This window comes from Bacillus sp. RC240, assembly GCF_044907945.1.
Lineage (GTDB): Bacteria > Bacillota > Bacilli > Bacillales > Bacillaceae_G > Bacillus_A > Bacillus_A mycoides.
Genome location: NZ_JBIYCT010000001.1, coordinates 1325259 through 1340715, shown reverse-complemented (window position 1 = coordinate 1340715; position 15457 = coordinate 1325259). Strand labels below are relative to the sequence as shown.

Genomic DNA, 15457 nt, shown 5'->3' with positions numbered 1-15457 from the left:
GAGTAGTGTATTTTCGTTTGTATTGTGTTAACTATTTCTTTCAAAGGCTAATTTAATACCAAACCCAATTAAGACGATTCCTGTAATCCCTTGAATATAACGCTGTGTCTTCGGTTTTTTCATAAAAGCACTAATTTTATCAATTAAAAATATATAAAAAGCAAACCAAATGACGGTTAAAATGAGATAAGTAAGTCCCATAACGAGAAGTTGTATAAATGTATTATGATTTGGATTTAAAAACTGTGGTAAAAAAGTTAAAAAGAAGACTGCAACCTTAGGGTTTAGTAAATTTGTAAGAAACCCTTGGCGAAAGCAAGAAGTATGTTTATTGTCATTATTTATTGGAACGTCATTTGTATTTAAGTCTTCTGTGTTTCTTACTGCTAAAAGGGCTTTAATACCAATATAGACTAAATATACAGCACCAACATATTTAAAAATAGAAAATAAAAGAGCAGACTTTACAATAAGTGCTGAAAGACCAATTACAGCAGCTAAAGTGTGAATTAAAAGCGCAACACAAGTACCAAAAACAGTTTTTACGCCGCCGATTTTGCCGGCAATCAATGTGTTTTTCGTAGCCATTGCTGTATCAGGACCGGGTAGAATAATAAGACATATAGACATAATAATAAACAGAAAAAAAATTTCCATAATGTTATCCGCCTTCCTTTGTTGTTTTTAGAAAATTCGATTAACGTTAGTTTAACATACATTTTAGTTAAATAAAATTAAATTATATTTAAAATTATTTAACTAAAAAGAAGAGGCCATATAGAGTAGCTGAGAGTGTGCTACAATATATGGCCTCTTTGTTTAAGCGTTAAGTAAGTTAAAGAATCGATTTACATCTTCTTCTGAAACATCACTTAATTGTTTATATTTATAATTTGGATTTTGGTCTTTATCAACTACAACGGAGCGTACTCCTTCAAAGAAATCTTCATGTCGCATGAAGTTTTTAGCGAGTATAAGATCTGTCGCGAAACATTCTTCAACTGACTTTTCTTGGCCATCAATAAACTGTTTTAATGTTACCTTTAATGAAACAGGGGATTTGGATAATAGCTTTTCTTTCGTTGTTTGGGCAAATGGACTTTGATCTTTCTCTAACGATTGAATGATTCCCTCAATTGTATCGAATGCAAAATGCGAATTAATTTCTTCTACTGAAGAAGAAAGATTACCATCTAAGTTTGGAGCAGTTGCAAATGTACGAATAACTTCTTTTAAATGAGTATGTACATCTTCTTTTTTCCAATTTACATTTTCAAGTGCGGTAAGGAAATTTGGTAATGAATCTGATGTCATAAAGTAATCAGCAGCGTTAATATATAATACATCAGGAGCTTTTAAAATAGATGCTGTTAAAGCAACATATCGACCAGTATATCCAGGCGCTTTATTTAAGAAATAAGCAGCACCGACATCAGGGAAGAAACCGATGTTCATTTCAGGCATTGCCCACTTCGTACGCTCTGTTACAATTCGATACGTCGCTCCATTTGTCAGACCGACACCACCGCCCATTACAATTCCATCTAAACAAGCGATAATTGGTTTTTTGTATTGATAAATAAATGTATCAATTTCATATTCTTCTTCAAAAAACTGCTCTGCATGTTGTAATGCAACTTCGTTAGAACGTGCTTCGTATAGCGTTTTAATATCACCACCTGCACAAAAACCTTTCGTCCCAGCTCCTTTTAAAACGATGAGTTCAATACGCTCATCTTGCTCCCATTCTTTAAGTTTTTGCCCAATTGGTTGTAACATGTCATAGGATAAAGAATTAAGTGCTTTTGGACGGTTTAAAGTAATAGATGCAACGCCGTTTTCGCTAACAGAAAATAAAACGTGTTCAGTCATTATAAATCCTCCCTTACTTATCTTTCTATTCTTATTTCTTGATACATGCTGAAATGTCCTCTATAATTTTTGTCTAAATTAGGTGCTTAGTGTTAGTATTTATCGCATATTTTGACGAGTTATATTTGCAGGATTTCAGAGAATGAAGAGGAATATTACAACATTACTGTAAGTGCTATTATTTGAAAATGTCGTGTTGAAGGCGCTATTATATGTATAACTTATATTGAGTTAGTATACGTGGCGTAAATTAAAGAGTTGATGTAGAAAAAGTTAAAAGGCTGAATTATCTAACTTTTAAAGAGCGCGGGGTTTGTATATAATTAGAAATAGAGAAAGGAGAGATCGGAATGCCAGGACCTTTACTATTGTCGGTTATTATTTTGTCATCTCTTATGGTAGGAATTACACAGTATTTTCATCATACAGATACGACAGAAGAAGTGAAGGCTAAGGTACGTCTCGTGTTTCCGATTTTTATAATATCTATTTCCATATGCTTTTTATTAAATAAAGATGGGTATGTTGTGGCCGTATTTGCGTTTTTTGTAGCGATTGTCTTAATAACTGTATTGTACTACGTTATGAAAGAGTACTTACAAAAATAAGGATGCCTGAAAGGGCATTTTTATTTTTGTAGATTAATAATTTCACATACCGTATTTCATATAAAAAAACATAAAATATTTATAATTAAAAAAGTATGTACATCGCGGTGTATTTACTTGTCAATCTTGCATGACCACTATACTATTAAAATGTAGAGATTAGAAAAAAGGGGTTGTATCTAGCATGAAATTTGAGATGCATACAAAAATTATTTCAAATGAAAAAGAAGTAAGATTACATATAGAAGATAATTTATTTCAATTAATTTTAGATGGTTATCATCTATTTACTATTCAAGAAATATTGCCTTTATATAAATCAAACGAAGAAAGAATCGGTAGTGCAATTGTCCAAAAGTTAGAATGGGAGAACGGAAAAACTACACTAAACTATCAGCTTGTTTCACTACAATCAGTAAACTAAAAGGAGAAGGGTAATATGAAGTTTTTTCATACAGCGGATTGGCATTTAGGTAAGCTTGTTCATGGTGTATATATGACTGAAGATCAAAAAATTGTGTTAGATCAGTTTGTACAAGCTGTTGAAGAGGAAAAACCGGATGCTGTAATTATTGCAGGAGATTTATATGACCGAGCAATTCCACCTACAGAAGCAGTAGACTTATTAAATGATGTATTACAAAAGATAGTTATTGATTTACAAACACCAATAATTGCAGTTGCAGGAAACCACGATAGTCCGGACCGCATACATTTTGGTAGTAATTTAATGAAAAAACAAGGATTACATATTGTTGGACAATTCCAGTTTCCATACAATCCTGTTATTTTAAATGATGAATACGGAGAGGTTCATTTCCATCTCGTTCCGTATGCAGATCCAAGTATTGTTAGACATATATTGAAAAATGAAGATGTTCGTTCTCATGATGATGCGATGCGTATTTTTATGAACGAACTCTCTGAAACGATGGATAAAGAAGCGAGACACATATTTGTAGGACATGCATTTGTAACTTCTTCAGGAGAGGCAGAGGAAAATACGAGTGATGCGGAACGACCACTTTCAATTGGTGGTGCTGAATATGTAAATAGCCATTATTTTGATAAGTTTCATTACACGGCGCTTGGCCATTTACATCAAGCGCATTTTGTACGTAATGAGACAATTCGTTATTCAGGTTCACCACTTGCATATTCTATTTCTGAAGAAAAGCATAAAAAAGGATATTATATTGTGGAACTGGATGAAAAAGGTGAAACAACAATTGAAAAACGTTTACTTACACCACGTCGTAAAATGCGTACAGTAGAAGCGAAAATAGACGATTTATTGCTTCATCCAGTAAGTGAAGATTATGTATTTGTGAAATTATTAGATGAAAATCCTGTCTTGCAGCCAATGGAAAAAATACGTTCTGTATACCCAAATGCAATGCATGTTGAAAGATCTATTCAAAGACGAGAGTTCACAGATGAAAATGAAGTAACTGTTTCAAGACATAAAACGGATGATTTATCTCTTTTAAAAGCATTTTATAAAGAAATGAAAGGGCTAGATTTATCAGAAGAGAAAGAACGTCTATTTTTAGATGTTTTGCAAACAGTGCAAGAACGGGAAGGTGAGCGAGGATGAGACCGATTCAGCTTATAATGACCGCGTTTGGTCCATATAAACAGAAAGAAGTAATCGATTTTAAAGATCTTGGTGAGCATCGTATTTTCGCTATTTCTGGAAATACAGGAGCTGGAAAGACAACGATTTTTGATGCGATTTGTTATGTATTATATGGAGAGGCTAGTGGAGAAGAGCGCAGTGATACAAACATGCTTCGTAGCCAATTTGCTGATGATGATGTTTATACAAGTGTGGAATTAACTTTTCAATTAAAAGGAAAAAGTTATGAAATTAAACGACAACTGGGCCATAAAAAACAAGGAAATAAAACAATTACAGGACATGCAGTCGAATTATATGAAGTAATTGATGAGGAAAAAGTTCCATGTGTCGATCGTTTTCATGTAACGGATGTAAATAAAAAAGTTGAAGATTTAATTGGATTAAGTAAACATCAATTTAGCCAAATTGTCATGTTACCGCAAGGAGAGTTCCGAAAATTATTAACATCTGAAACGGAAAATAAAGAAGAAATACTACGCCGCATTTTTAAAACAGATCGTTATAAATTAATGCGTGAGATATTAGATCAAAAGCGCAAACAATGGAAAGACGTCTTACAAGAAAAACAAAAAGAACGTGAGCTATATTTCCGTAATGTATTTAAATTACCAATACGTGATGGGGCATTATTAGAGACATTAGTGGAACAAGAGCATGTAAATACACATCAAGTAGTAGAGGCATTAGAACAAGAAACAGTTTGGTACAATGCAGAGGTTGAGCAATTACACTTAGAACAAAATGACAAAACGAAACAATTAAAAGAAGCAGAGGCACGTTTTCATGCAGCAAAAGCTGTAAATGAGAAATTCAAAGATTTAGAACAAAAGAATGAGAAGTACAGTATTTTACAAGAAAACCGTGCCGTAATCGAAATGAAAGAAAAATCTTTTAAACATGCGGAACAGGCGAAGCGATTATTACCATTTGAGCAATGGTATGAGGAAGCGATGCAATATGAACAGCAGTCTGAAAGTTTGTTAAAACAGATAATCGCAAAAAAAGAGCATATAATGAACAGTTTTGCACTTGCTCAGGAGAAATATGAAGCATTAAAGAATAAGGCATCCGAGCGAGAAAATGCTAAAAAACAAGTTCAAAGACTAGAAGAGTTACAGCCAATTATTGCATCATTAGCTGAGAAAAAGTTAAATTTGCAAAATGCTGAAATTCAAATAGGAAAATTAAAAGAAGGTATGCAAAAGTTAGATGAACAACTAGAAGCGCATAAAAATGAAAAACAAAGAATGTCTGGCGAATTACAGCAATTAGAAGCAGCGCTTGAACAATATGTAGCTAAAGTAGAAGAACTAACGAATATGCGAGAAGATGCAAAAGTATTAAAGCAGGCATATGATGTATGGCAAGAAAAACAAAAATACGAGCTAAAAAAAGAAAGTGCGTTTCATAAGATGCAACAGGCAGTTAGTACATATGAAAATATGGAACGCCGCTGGTTAAGTGAACAAGCTGGTATATTAGCTCTTCATTTACATAATGGTGAATCTTGTCCTGTATGTGGTAGTATGGACCACCCGAAAAAAGCTACAGAGCAAAGTAATGCAATTGATGAAAAAGAGTTAAATGAGCTAAGAGAAAAGAAAAATATTGCGGAAAAATTACATGTTCAATTAGAAGAAAAGTGGAATTTCTATCGAGTTCAATATGAACAAGTGATAGAAGAAGTGCTAAAGCGAGGCTATCGCTCAGAAGAATTAGTAGAAACATATAGTGCGCTCGTTCAAAAAGGAAAGCAATTAGCAGCAGAAGTTAATGCGTTAAAAGCAAGTGAAGAAACGCGTAAGCAAATTGCTGTGAATATAAAAAGCGTAGAAGAAAAAGTAGAAGAACTCCAGAAACAAAAGCGTGAAGTAGAAACTGTGCAGCACCGTACTGAAATGGAGTGTATGCAGCTTCGTACGTCATATGAACATGATAAGCAAAATATTCCGGAAAGCTTGCAAACGGTACAAGCTTGGAAAGTACAGTTTGACCAAGCTCTGCAAGAACTTAGGTTAATGGAAGATGAATGGGAGAAAGTACAAGAGGCGTATCAACATTGGCAAAATGAAAATATACGTATTCAAGCAGAACATGATAATGCTTCTAATCAATTTAATAGTGCAAAAGAGAAGAAAGAAGAGACGCTCACACGCTTTATGAAAGAGCTAGAACAAAGCGGATTTACAGATCAATTAACATATAAAGAATCCAAATTAAATGATGCTGAGATGGATAAGTTACAACAAGAAATTCAAAGTTATTACTCATCTCTAGAAGTACTTACAAAACAAATTGAAGAATTAAAAGCAGACTTAAAAGATAAAGAGTATATGGACATTTCTTCATTAGATGAGCAAGTGAGAGAATTGGAAATTAGCCTTGATATTATTAAAGAAAAACGACAACGTGCTCAAAACGCCGTATCATATATTACGGATTTACATGAAAATATTAAACGAATTGATGAACAAATTCATGAGGAAGAAAAAGCATTCCAAGAACTTGTTGATTTATATGAAGTAATGAAAGGGGATAATGATAGTCGTATATCCTTTGAACGTTACATCTTAATTGAGTATTTAGAACAAATTGTTCAAATTGCGAACGAACGACTACGTAAATTATCAAATGGACAATTTTATTTAAAACGAAGCGAACGAGTTGAAAAGAGGAATCGACAAAGTGGATTAGGATTAGATGTATATGATGCATATACAGGTCAAACCCGAGATGTAAAAACATTATCTGGCGGTGAGAAATTTAACGCATCACTTTGCTTAGCACTTGGAATGGCAGATGTAATTCAAGCGTATGAGGGTGGTATTTCCATCGAAACGATGTTTATCGATGAAGGATTCGGCTCATTAGATGAAGAGTCATTAACGAAAGCAGTCGACGCCCTAATCGACTTGCAAAAATCAGGCCGATTTATCGGTGTAATTTCACACGTTCAAGAACTGAAAAACGCAATGCCAGCTGTATTAGAAGTAACGAAGCAGAAGGATGGGTGTAGTCAGACGAGATTTGTGGTGAAGTAAGTTCAATTATAATTCATGCTCAAAGTATTGTTTGCAATTTTCTAGTATAGAACTTACGAAAAAACAAATGCCGCCTCATTATAGAGATGGCATTTGTTTTTTATTCAAAACTACATAATTCACCTACGAGTTATCTGTAGAAGGCGGTGTATTTTCTAAGCGATTATAGGTTTTAAAGGCCGAAATTGCTGATATAACACCACCTACTAGAAATAAAGCTGATCCGCCGACCAATATGATACGACTGACATATGTTTCGCGCGCTTCTTCAACTTCTTCTTGTAACATTGTTGGCATTTGAATTCCCCCTAAACAACATTTCTTTTGTAGATAGTATATACAAATGCCTAAAATATGTTAAAATCACTGGATAGTATTATGAGGAAGTATATAGTTAGATGTGAATTGTTTGAAAAATCTTCATTATAAATTTATGCTAACTTCACATAGAGCACAAATTGAAATTGTATTATGTATATGTACCAAATAGATGAAATTGTATAGTATTGCTGTTTTTAAATAATCAAAATCCTATTATTTCTATATAAGGGTCTTAATTGTATATTAGAGATAATATTTTATTTAGAAGCAGATTTTAATAAAAAGGAATTCAAATAAAAGGGGAATGTCTTATGACAACATATACGAGCGAGATAAAAAAAAGTTTAGTAACTGAAGAAGATGTGGATATTTTAAAAATAATGGCACATCCAATACGATTACAAATTGTAAATGAATTAAGTGCACGCAAAACTTGTAATGTAACACAATTAACAGAAATATTAAATATTCCTCAATCGACTGTTTCGCAGCATTTATCAAAAATGAAAGGTAAAGTGCTAAGAGCTGAGAGAAGAGGGTTAGAAATTTATTATTATATTAATAATTTAAAAGCAAGCAAGATTGTTAGTGTTTTAGGATATATAAATTAATGAATTGTTATTATACAAAATAGCCTCCGCTGTTAAGCAGGGGCTATTTTGTATTGTTTTATTTATTTGCATTTAAAATTTTATAGTTTTTATGATTTACAATTGTTCGGTCAAATTCAAAAGTACCACCGCTTACATCTGTAACTTCAACTAAGACCGATTCAGTGTATAGTTTTAGTACAGATGCTGTGATCTTTAAGTTATTTCGTTGAAATAGTATAGTATCGCCTACGTTTGCTTTCATAGTACCTCCTTGTAAAAGTCAGAAATGTTTGTTTATTATATATATTAAACCACGTATAGATATATTAGTGAATGTTTAGTTTTATTTATCAATAAAATATTTGTTGTTTAATAAAAATTAAAGTGCAACATTATGTAAATGAATTATATATTTTCTGTTTTTATGTAGAAAATTGTAAAAAAATGTTGTAATTTTGTATGTTCCGTTAGAAAAACAAGATATACGGAAGTGGAAGTGGTGGGATTTTTGATTACAAGCATTGTAACGAGAAGCCAGATTACAAGACTATTAAATGATTTGTATTAAGAAATATAGACGCAACATGTTATAAAGCTGGAGAGTTAAAAAGAATATGGTGTTTTTTTGTTTGTATAGGATAATCAAAATTTTGAAGTCCAGCCATGGTGTAACAGGGCGCATAACTTTGTATAAAAGAGGATATGAAAACACACATAAGTCGTATTGATGTAAAACATTATAAAAACTACTACGTATTTAACAAGTAGTTTTTTGTATTTCACCCTTCGTTTTCTGTAACTGATTCCATATTTTTGACGCTCCGTCTTGTAAGTGCTTACATGAGCGAAAACATCCTATACAATGAAGTTGTTAAGTCGAATGAGGTGGCGAAAATAAAAATAAAAAAAGCATATTTAGCGAATAGCATTGAAATAGAAAGAGGAGGCGGAATGATATGAAAAAATCAAATGTTAATCCATGGCTTGTTGTCCTTGGCACAGTCATAGTACAAATGGGACTTGGGACGATATATACATGGAGTTTATTCAATCAGCCTTTAGTTAGTAAATATGGTTGGAGTCTAAACGCTGTTGCTATAACTTTCTCAATTACTAGTCTTTCCTTAGCGTTTTCAACTTTATTTGCGAGTAAATTGCAAGAAAAGTGGGGACTTCGAAAACTTATTATGATAGCTGGACTAGCATTAGGACTAGGATTAATACTTAGTTCACAAGCTTCCTCATTAATATTGCTTTATGTACTAGCAGGGGTTGTTGTAGGTTATGCAGATGGTACAGCATATATCACTTCATTATCCAATTTAATAAAGTGGTTTCCAAAGCGTAAAGGTTTAATTGCTGGTATTTCTGTCTCTGCATATGGTTCGGGTAGCTTAATTTTTAAATATATTAACGCACAGTTAATTGAATCAGTTGGTGTATCACAAGCGTTTATATACTGGGGTTTAATTGTTACAGCTATGATTGTCCTTGGCGCTTGTTTAATCCATCAAGCTGCAGATCAAGGAGCAGTTCATGAAACAAAAACTCAGGAATATACAACGAAAGAAATGTTAGGCACAAAACAAGTATACTTATTATTTATTATGTTATTTACATCATGTATGAGTGGCTTATACTTAATTGGTATGGTAAAAGACATTGGTGTTCAACTTGTAGGGCTTAGCGCAGCGACAGCAGCTAATGCGGTGGCTATGGTTGCAATCTTCAATACATTAGGTCGTATTATTTTAGGACCGTTATCAGATAAAATCGGCCGTTTAAAAATCGTTACTGGTACATTTGTTGCTATGGCAGCTTCAGTCTTGGTTTTAAGTTTCGTAGATTTAAATTATGGTATCTACTTCGTATGTGTAGCAAGTGTAGCGTTTTGCTTTGGTGGAAATATCACTATTTTCCCAGCTATCGTTGGTGATTTCTACGGTATGAAAAACCATAGTAAGAACTACGGAATTGTGTATCAAGGATTTGGATTTGGAGCGCTCGCTGGTTCCTTTATCGGTGCAGTTCTAGGTGGATTCAAACCAACTTTCATGGTGATCGGCGTATTATGTGTCGTATCATTTATTATCGCACTTTTAATCCAAGTGCCTAAGCAGAAAAAAGAAAAAGAAGAAGAGTATCGCAGTGTAGCGTAAGTATATAAATCTTCTTTAACACTATGTTTACTAAAAAGCACCCTATTTAATAGGGTGCTTTTTTATGAATTACAACATGTGGAATTTTCTAGAGGCAAAAAAATGAGTAAAGTATCCGTTTGGATTATATTGGAATATCATAAATTGATATATTATATTCGAAATACTTATTAAATCTTAAATTATAAACATGATATGTATCGGTAATTGCAAGATATACTTTCTCGATATTTTCAGAAAAATGTTGAGAAAATATATACTTGAGTTTTTGGTAAGGCTTTGTAAATGAAGGTATCTACAGTTTATCTTCTTCAATTTTAAAAAGAGGAGTACGAATTAAATTTTTTAATGTAAGTACTTATTAATGCTTTTAGATGTAATTGTATTGAGAAGTACTAAAATATTTTATCTGAAAAATAAAAATAGGTTGACAAGTTTATTGAGAAAGATTATCATTTCGATGTAAGAATATTAAATGAAAAACATTATCAATGAATAATATTTTGATGAAAAGTACACTTGACCAATTAGTTTAGTAAGTGTATTATTTTTTACATTGATAGTGATAATCGTTATCATTATTGCTATTTGTTTAATTAGATCAATTTTCAAATGAAAGGATAGAGGAAATGAACTTAGGGGAATTTGATGGAAAAACGGTTTTAGTAACAGGTGCAGCTCAAGGTATAGGCAGTGTTGTTGCCAAAATGTTTTTAGAAAGAGGAGCTACAGTTATTGCGGTTGATCAAAATGAAGAGGGGTTAAACGTACTCTTAAATGAAAATGAATTAAATGAAACACGTATGAAAACATTTCATTTAGATGTGAGTGATAGTACCGCTGTTGAAGATATGGTAAACGGTATTGAAAATGATATAGCACCAATAGATATATTAATAAATGTTGCAGGGGTATTACGTATGGGACCAATTCACTCTTTAAGTGATGAAGATTGGAATAAAACCTTCTCTGTAAATTCTACAGGAGTTTTCTATATGTCTCGAGCAGTAAGTAAACATATGATGCAAAGAAGGTCAGGGGCAATTGTTACAGTTGGTTCAAATGCGGCAAATACTCCGAGAATGGAAATGGCTGCGTACGCTGCATCAAAAGCCGCAACGACAATGTTTATGAAGTGTTTAGGATTAGAGCTTGCAGCATACAATATTCGCTGCAACTTAGTTTCTCCTGGTTCTACTGAAACTGAAATGCAAAGATTACTATGGGCTGATGAGAATGGAGCTGAAAATATAATTGCTGGTTCTCAAAATACATATAGACTCGGTATTCCGTTACAAAAAATTGCACAACCTTCAGAAATTGCTGAAGCAGTATTGTTTTTAGCTTCTGATAAAGCAAGTCATATTACAATGCACAATTTATGTGTCGATGGCGGAGCTACATTAGGAGCTTAATAAAAAATTCAGGAGGTTATTATACTATGAATGAACTTACAGCCGTAAAGGAACTGTCAGAAAAACTTTTAGAAGATTATAAGACAGAATCTTCATTCTTTTTCGCTTCACCAACTCGAACAATATTAGCAGAAGGAGAGTTTACTACAGTAAAACATCGTGAAATTGAAAGCTTTCCAGAACTTGTACAAGCGGTATTAAGTAATGCAAAACAAGCCGGAAATCCGAATCCTATCGTTGTTGGTGCTTTGCCTTTTGATCGTAGAAAAGAAGTTCAACTTATCGTACCAGAACATAGTAGAATTACTGAGCGTTTACAGTTAGAGACAACAAATGAGATAAAACGAAATGAGAAACTGACATTTGAAATGACACCGGTTCCAGCTCCTGAAGTTTATATGGATGGTGTGAAGCAAGGAATAGCAAAAATTCAGGACGGAGATTTAAGGAAAATCGTTCTATCTAGATCGTTGGATGTTAAGTCTTCCGAGAAAATTGATCAACAAAAACTACTTCGTGAATTAGCGGAACATAATAAGCACGGCTACACATTTGCTGTGAATTTACCGAAAGATGAAAACGAGAACAATAAGACGTTAATTGGAGCAAGCCCTGAATTGCTTGTTTCACGTAGTGGTATGCAAGTAATTTCAAATCCGTTGGCTGGCTCAAGACCACGAAGTGAGGATCCAGTAGAAGATAAAAGAAGAGCAGAAGAATTACTTTCTTCTCCAAAAGATTTACATGAACATGCGGTAGTAGTTGAAGCGGTTGCTGCTGCGCTTCGTCCGTACTGTCATACATTGCATGTGCCAGAAAAACCATCAGTTATTCATAGTGAAGCAATGTGGCATTTGTCTACAGAAGTGAAAGGTGAACTTAAGGATCCAAATACTTCTTCTTTACAATTAGCAATTGCTCTTCATCCTACGCCAGCAGTTTGCGGAACTCCAATGGAAGAAGCGAGAGAGGCTATTCAAAAAATTGAGCCATTTGACCGTGAATTCTTTACAGGAATGTTAGGGTGGAGCGATTTAAATGGAGATGGCGAATGGATTGTTACAATTCGATGTGCTGAAGTGCAAGAGAATACACTTCGCTTATTTGCAGGTGCTGGAGTTGTTGCTGAATCAAAGCCAGAAGATGAGTTAGCAGAAACATCAGCTAAGTTCCAAACAATGTTGAAGGCTTTAGGGTTAAGAGATAATTCGCTGAATGAAAAATAGGGGGAAGAAAGAATGTTAATAGGTTATACGGAATGGCCAAAAGAATTTGCCAATCGCTATCGAGAAGAAGGGTGTTGGCTTGGGGAAACATTTGGTTCGATGTTAAAAGAACGCGCTGAAAAACATGGAGATCAAATTGCGATTGTAAGTGGTAATTCACAAATAACATATAGTGAACTTGATAAACAGGTAGATCGCTTAGCTTCAGGTTTACTGAATTTAGGAATAAAGAAAGAGGATCGAGTTGTAATCCAGTTACCTAATATTATAGAGTTTTTCGAAATATGCTTTGCACTATTTCGAATTGGAGCGCTTCCTGTTTTTGCACTACCTTCACATCGAAGCAGTGAAATTAGTTATTTTTGTGAGTTTGGTGAGGCGAGTGCTTACGCTATTTCAGACAAGGCTCTCGGCTTTGATTATCGAAAACTAGCAAGAGAAGTAAAAGAAAAAGTGCCTACTTTACAACATGTAATCGTAGTAGGGGAAGAGGAAGAGTTTGTGAGTATAAATGAACTTTACATGAATCCAGTTCCGTTACCAGAAGTTCAGCCAAGTGATGTTGCGTTTCTCCAATTATCAGGAGGGACGACAGGACTTTCTAAATTAATTCCTAGAACACATGATGACTATATTTATAGTTTACGTGCTAGCGCTGACATTTGTAATTTAAATGCAGAAAGCGTCTATATGGCAGTTCTTCCAGTAGCACACAATTACCCGATGAGTTCTCCAGGAACATTTGGAACTTTCTATGCAGGTGGAAAAGTAGTATTGGCAACTGGAGGTAGTCCAGATGAGTCATTTGCTCTTATAGAAAAAGAAAAAGTTACGATTACAGCGCTCGTTCCACCATTAGCAATGATTTGGCTTGATGCTGCATCTTCCCGTAATAACGATTTATCAAGCCTGCAAGTTATTCAAGTAGGCGGTGCGAAATTTAGTGCCGAAGTTGCGAAGCGTATACGCCCTACATTTGGATGTACGTTACAGCAAGTGTTCGGTATGGCAGAAGGGTTAGTAAATTACACAAGATTAAATGATCCTGAAGAAATCATTATTCATACACAAGGTAGACCGATGTCTACATTCGATGAAGTAAGGGTTGTTGATGAAAATGATAACGATGTAAAGCCCGGTGAAGTAGGAAGTTTATTAACAAGAGGGCCATATACAATTCGTGGCTATTATAAAGCGGAAGAGCATAATGCAAGATCATTTACAAAGGATGGATTTTATCGTACAGGAGATCTTGTGAAAGTAAATGAACAAGGTTACATCATTGTAGAAGGCAGAGATAAAGATCAAATTAATCGTGGCGGTGAGAAGGTTGCTGCGGAAGAGGTTGAAAATCATCTATTAGCGCATGATGCAGTACATGATGTAGCAATTGTATCTATGCCTGACGATTATTTAGGAGAACGTACTTGCGCTTTTGTTATAGCTCGCGGACAATCTCCAACTGTAAGTGAATTAAAAACGTTTTTAAGAGCACGTGGTATAGCGGCTTATAAGATTCCAGATCGAATTGAATTTATTGAATCATTCCCGCAAACAGGTGTTGGAAAAGTAAGCAAAAAAGAATTACGTAAAGCCATTGCTGAAAAACTTATTACAGTAAAACGATAAAAAACTATTAAAATTTGGAAGGAAGTGATTAGATGGCTATCCCATCTATTTCAGTATATAAAATGCCAATTGAATCAGAACTACCAAAAAATAAAGTGAATTGGACGCCAAATCCGAAACGTGCGGTTCTTCTAATCCATGACATGCAAGAATACTTTCTTGATGCATATAGCGATACAGAATCGCCAAAAGTAGAACTAATTTCAAATATTAAGGTGATAAGAGAAAGATGTAAGGAACTAGGTATACCAGTTGTTTATACAGCACAACCTGGTGGACAAACGTTGGAACAACGAGGGTTATTACAAGACTTTTGGGGTGACGGTATTCCTGCTGGACCAGATAAAAAGAAAATTGTCGATGAACTTACTCCAGATGAGGATGATATATTCCTAACAAAATGGAGATATAGTGCATTTAAAAAGACGAATCTATTAGAAATTTTAAATGAACAGGGAAGAGATCAACTTATTATTTGCGGTATTTATGCGCATATTGGCTGCCTTTTAACAGCTTGTGAAGCCTTTATGGATGGTATCCAGCCATTTTTTGTAGCAGATGCAGTTGCTGATTTTTCACTAGAGCATCATAAACAAGCATTGGAGTATGCATCTAATAGATGTGCAGTAACGACATCAACAAACTTACTATTAAAAGATTTACAAAGTGTAAAAGGCGATGACAGTGAAGGAATCACTTTACAGGAAGTACATGAACTAGTTGCACAACTACTCCGTGAGCCAGTAGAGAGTATTGAAGTTGATGAAGACTTATTAAATAGAGGACTTGATTCGGTCAGAATTATGAGTTTAGTAGAGAAATGGCGTCGCGAAGGGAAAGAAATCACTTTTGCAGATTTAGCAGAACGTCCAACTGTTGATGATTGGTACCGTTTACTATCTTCACAAGCAGCACAAGTGCTGTAACAAATAGACTACATAATAAAGGGGT

General features: G+C 34.1%; 14 protein-coding genes. 10 read left to right on the top strand and 4 right to left on the bottom strand.

Annotated elements, in window-relative coordinates; genetic code table 11:
- Positions 1-27: 27 nt before the first annotated feature.
- Both ABH955_RS06835 and ABH955_RS06830 read right to left on the bottom strand, forming a co-directional pair.
- A complete protein-coding gene (locus tag ABH955_RS06835) occupies positions 28-657 on the bottom strand; it encodes a LysE family translocator (RefSeq protein ID WP_404491005.1) in 630 nt (209 codons plus the stop codon).
- A 162-nt stretch (positions 658-819) separates the two neighbouring features.
- Positions 820-1872: an enoyl-CoA hydratase/isomerase family protein gene (locus tag ABH955_RS06830; RefSeq protein WP_002065275.1), complete on the bottom strand. Its 1053-nt coding sequence runs from the start codon at positions 1870-1872 to the stop codon at positions 820-822.
- 350 nt (positions 1873-2222) lie between these two features.
- On the opposite strand from ABH955_RS06830, the gene ABH955_RS06825 reads away from it, so the two are divergent.
- From ABH955_RS06825 to ABH955_RS06810, 4 genes are all read left to right on the top strand, one after another.
- Positions 2223-2480, top strand: coding sequence for a hypothetical protein (locus ABH955_RS06825; protein ID WP_002012747.1), 258 nt, complete (start codon positions 2223-2225; stop codon positions 2478-2480).
- 184 nt (positions 2481-2664) lie between these two features.
- Positions 2665-2904: a DUF2584 family protein gene (locus tag ABH955_RS06820; RefSeq protein ID WP_002085739.1), complete on the top strand. Its 240-nt coding sequence runs from the start codon at positions 2665-2667 to the stop codon at positions 2902-2904.
- Between the two features lie 15 nt (positions 2905-2919).
- Complete coding sequence (locus ABH955_RS06815) at positions 2920-4077, top strand: exonuclease SbcCD subunit D (protein WP_215552343.1); 1158 nt, start codon at positions 2920-2922, stop codon at positions 4075-4077.
- Complete coding sequence (locus ABH955_RS06810) at positions 4074-7163, top strand: AAA family ATPase (protein ID WP_404491004.1); 3090 nt, start codon at positions 4074-4076, stop codon at positions 7161-7163. Before ABH955_RS06815 ends, ABH955_RS06810 begins: the two co-directional genes overlap by 4 nt.
- 123 nt (positions 7164-7286) lie before the next feature.
- Here ABH955_RS06810 and ABH955_RS06805 read toward each other — a convergent pair whose 3' ends face one another.
- Entirely contained in the window at positions 7287-7460 is a 174-nt protein-coding gene (locus tag ABH955_RS06805) for a hypothetical protein (protein WP_001142748.1), read from the bottom strand.
- Positions 7461-7795: 335 nt separating this feature from the next.
- On the opposite strand from ABH955_RS06805, the gene ABH955_RS06800 reads away from it, so the two are divergent.
- A complete protein-coding gene (locus ABH955_RS06800; RefSeq protein WP_097832019.1) occupies positions 7796-8095 on the top strand; it encodes an ArsR/SmtB family transcription factor in 300 nt (99 codons plus the stop codon).
- 58 nt (positions 8096-8153) lie between these two features.
- Here ABH955_RS06800 and ABH955_RS06795 read toward each other — a convergent pair whose 3' ends face one another.
- Entirely contained in the window at positions 8154-8339 is a 186-nt protein-coding gene (locus ABH955_RS06795; RefSeq protein WP_002012762.1) for a YkvS family protein, read from the bottom strand.
- 694 nt (positions 8340-9033) lie between these two features.
- Here ABH955_RS06795 and ABH955_RS06790 point away from each other — a divergent pair.
- The 5 genes from ABH955_RS06790 to ABH955_RS06770 all read left to right on the top strand — a co-directional run bounded on the left by ABH955_RS06790 (position 9034) and on the right by ABH955_RS06770 (position 15432).
- Positions 9034-10236, top strand: coding sequence for an L-lactate MFS transporter (locus ABH955_RS06790; protein WP_113937825.1), 1203 nt, complete (start codon positions 9034-9036; stop codon positions 10234-10236).
- Positions 10237-10865: 629 nt separating this feature from the next.
- Entirely contained in the window at positions 10866-11651 is a 786-nt protein-coding gene (gene dhbA, locus ABH955_RS06785; protein WP_098168156.1) for a 2,3-dihydro-2,3-dihydroxybenzoate dehydrogenase, read from the top strand.
- Positions 11652-11677: 26 nt separating this feature from the next.
- Entirely contained in the window at positions 11678-12877 is a 1200-nt protein-coding gene (dhbC, locus tag ABH955_RS06780; protein WP_404442852.1) for an isochorismate synthase DhbC, read from the top strand.
- A 12-nt stretch (positions 12878-12889) separates the two neighbouring features.
- Positions 12890-14506 (top strand): (2,3-dihydroxybenzoyl)adenylate synthase, encoded by a 1617-nt coding sequence (locus ABH955_RS06775; protein ID WP_404491003.1) that lies wholly within the window; start codon positions 12890-12892, stop codon positions 14504-14506.
- Between the two features lie 32 nt (positions 14507-14538).
- Positions 14539-15432, top strand: a complete 894-nt coding sequence (locus tag ABH955_RS06770) for an isochorismatase family protein (protein WP_002136203.1) — start codon at positions 14539-14541, stop codon at positions 15430-15432.
- Positions 15433-15457: the final 25 nt, after the last annotated feature.